Annotated in this window: 1 protein-coding gene and 1 pseudogene; both read left to right on the top strand. The window is 70.0% G+C overall.

From position 1 onward, the window contains the following. Nucleotides 1-133 precede the first annotated feature (133 nt). Nucleotides 134-1,684 carry a Re/Si-specific NAD(P)(+) transhydrogenase subunit alpha gene (locus ASF38_RS07850; RefSeq protein ID WP_056574983.1) on the top strand — a complete coding sequence of 517 codons (1,551 nt, stop codon included), beginning with the start codon at nt 134-136 and terminating at the stop codon, nt 1,682-1,684. A gap of 5 nt (nt 1,685-1,689) precedes the next feature. After that, a pseudogene (gene pntB, locus ASF38_RS07845) lies at nt 1,690-3,024 on the top strand (Re/Si-specific NAD(P)(+) transhydrogenase subunit beta); the annotation flags it as partial.

The following is a 3,024-nucleotide window of genomic DNA, read 5'->3' as shown; positions in this document are numbered from 1 at the left end:
CCTCGGCCTCCTGTGATCGGCTCCATGCTCGCATGGGCAGCGGTCGCCACGCGGCGTTCTGGATACCGCCAGTACCTGAGACGCGCGTCTCAAGAGGTGGTCGCCCCCGAGGCCCTCCGCTAGTGTCCGCGGAATGAGGATCGGAGTGGTCGCCGAGTCGCGCCCAGGGGAGACCCGGGTGGCCGCGACTCCCGCGACGGTCGTACGTCTGGAGAAGCTCGGCTACGAGGTGCTCGTGGAGTCCGGCGCGGGTGCCCGCGCCGCCTTCGCCGACGAGGCCTTCGCCGAGGCCGGTGCCTCGGTCGTGCCCGGAGCCGACGCCTGGTCCGCCGACGTCGTGCTCAAGGTCAACGCTCCGACGACCGACGAGATCGCGCGGCTGAACGACCACGCCACGCTCGTCAGCCTCATCGCGCCCGCGACGAGCCCGGAGCTGCTCGAGGCCCTCGCCGCTCGTCCGCTCACCGTGCTCGCGATGGACGCCGTGCCGCGCATCTCGCGCGCCCAGTCGATGGACGTGCTCTCGTCCATGGCCAACATCGCCGGCTACCGCGCCGTCGTCGAGGCCGCGCACGAGTTCGGCCGCTTCTTCACCGGCCAGGTCACGGCTGCCGGCAAGGTCCCGCCCGCCAAGGTCCTCGTGGCCGGTGCCGGTGTGGCCGGGCTCGCCGCCATCGGTGCTGCATCCAGCCTCGGCGCCATCGTGCGCGCCACCGACCCCCGCCCCGAGGTGGCTGACCAGGTCAAGTCCATCGGCGGCGAGTACCTGGCCGTCGACGTGGAGGTCGAGAAGTCCACCGACGGCTACGCCAAGGCCACCAGCGAGGAGTACGACCGACGCGCCGCGGAGATCTACTCCGAGCAGGCAGCCGACGTCGACATCGTCATCACCACGGCCCTCATCCCCGGGCGCCAGGCGCCGCGGCTGCTCACCGAGGCCGACGTGGCCGCGATGAAGCCGGGCAGCGTCGTCGTCGACATGGCTGCGGCGCAGGGCGGCAACGTGGCCGGGTCCGTGGCGGGTGAGAAGGTCGTGACCGCGAACGGCGTGACGATCCTCGGCTACACCGACCTGCCCGGTCGCCTGCCGACGCAGGCCTCGCAGCTGTACGGCCAGAACCTCGTCAACCTGCTGACGCTGCTCACGCCCGGCAAGGACGGTCAGCTGGTCCTCGACCACGACGACGTCGTGCAGCGCGGCGTGACGGTGGTGCACGAGGGCGACGTGCTCTGGCCCCCGCCGCCGGTCCAGGTGTCCGCCGCCCCGGCTCCGACCGCCGAGATGCCGGCCGTCAAGGAGGCGCCCGCCCCGAAGCCCGGCCTGACGCAGCGCGGCAAGTACCTGCTCATCGCCGCGGGCGTCGCCGTGCTCTTCCTCATCAACGCGTTCGCTCCGCCGCCGTTGCCCGAGCACTTCTTCGTGCTCACGCTGTCGATCGTCATCGGCTACTACGTCATCGGCAAGGTCCACCACGCGCTGCACACCCCGCTGATGAGCGTCACGAACGCCATCAGCGGGATCATCGTCGTCGGTGCCCTGCTGCAGATCGGTGTCGGCGAGGGTGCCGACAACGAGTGGGCCATCCGCCTGCTCGCCTTCGTGGCGGTGCTGCTCGCGTCCATCAACATCTTCGGCGGCTTCGCCGTGACCCGACGCATGCTCGGCATGTTCTCGAAGGGCTGATCAGAGTGACCGCAGAGAGCATCGCCACCGCGGCGTACATCGTCGCCGCCCTGCTGTTCATCCTGAGCCTCGCGGGGCTCAGCAAGCACGAGACCGCGTCGTCGGGCGTGGCCTACGGCATTGCCGGCATGGCCATCGCGCTCGTGGCCACGATCATCCTGGCCGTCGAGGACGCCGAGACCGTGGGCGTCGTCCTGCTCGTCGGTGCCGTGGCCATCGGTGCTGCGATCGGTCTCTGGCGGGCTCGCGTCGTCGAGATGACCGGCATGCCCGAGCTCATCGCGCTGCTGCACTCCTTCGTCGGTCTGGCCGCCGTGCTGGTGGGCTGGAACGGCTACCTCGAGCACCCCGAGTACCCGCTCGAGTCGCTGGAGCGGATCCACTCGGGCGAGGTCTTCGTCGGCGTCTTCATCGGTGCGGTCACGTTCACCGGCTCGATCGTCGCGTTCCTCAAGCTGAGCGCCCGCATCAAGTCCGCACCCCTCGTCCTGCCGGGCAAGAACTACCTCAACCTCGGCGCGCTCGTGCTGTTCTTCGTGCTGACGGTCGTGTTCGTCGCGAACCCGAACATCTGGCTGCTCGTCCTGGTCACCGCCCTGGCGCTCGCGCTCGGCTGGCACCTCGTGGCGTCCATCGGTGGCGGCGACATGCCGGTCGTCGTGTCGATGCTCAACAGCTACTCGGGCTGGGCCGCGGCCGCCGCCGGCTTCCTGCTGAGCAACAACCTGCTGATCGTCACCGGCGCCCTCGTCGGGTCGTCCGGCGCCTACCTGAGCTACATCATGTGCCAGGCCATGAACCGCTCGTTCATCTCCGTGATCGCCGGCGGCTTCGGCATCGAGGCATCCGCCGGCGACGCCAAGGACTACGGCGAGCACCGCGAGATCGACGCCGACGGCGTGGCCGAGATGCTCAAGGACGCGTCGAGCGTCGTCATCACGCCGGGCTACGGCATGGCGGTGGCCCAGGCGCAGTACCCCGTGGCCGACCTGACCCGCAAGCTGCGCGAGCGCGGCGTCGACGTGAAGTTCGGCATCCACCCGGTGGCGGGCCGCCTGCCCGGCCACATGAACGTGCTGCTGGCGGAGGCCAAGGTTCCCTACGACATCGTGCTCGAGATGGACGAGGTCAACGACGACCTCGCCGACGTCGACGTGGTGCTCGTGATCGGTGCCAACGACACCGTCAACCCGGCCGCCGCGGAGGACCCGACGAGCCCGATCGCCGGCATGCCGGTACTGCGGGTGTGGGAGGCGCGGAACGTCGTCGTGTTCAAGCGGTCGATGGCTGCGGGCTACGCCGGCGTGCAGAACCCGCTGTTCTTCCGCGAGAACTCCCAG

Origin of the sequence: Aeromicrobium sp. Leaf272, from assembly GCF_001422865.1 — a bacterium.
Lineage (GTDB): Bacteria > Actinomycetota > Actinomycetes > Propionibacteriales > Nocardioidaceae > Aeromicrobium.
Note: the sequence above shows the minus strand (reverse complement) of the source record. Positions and strands in the feature narration are given on the sequence as shown.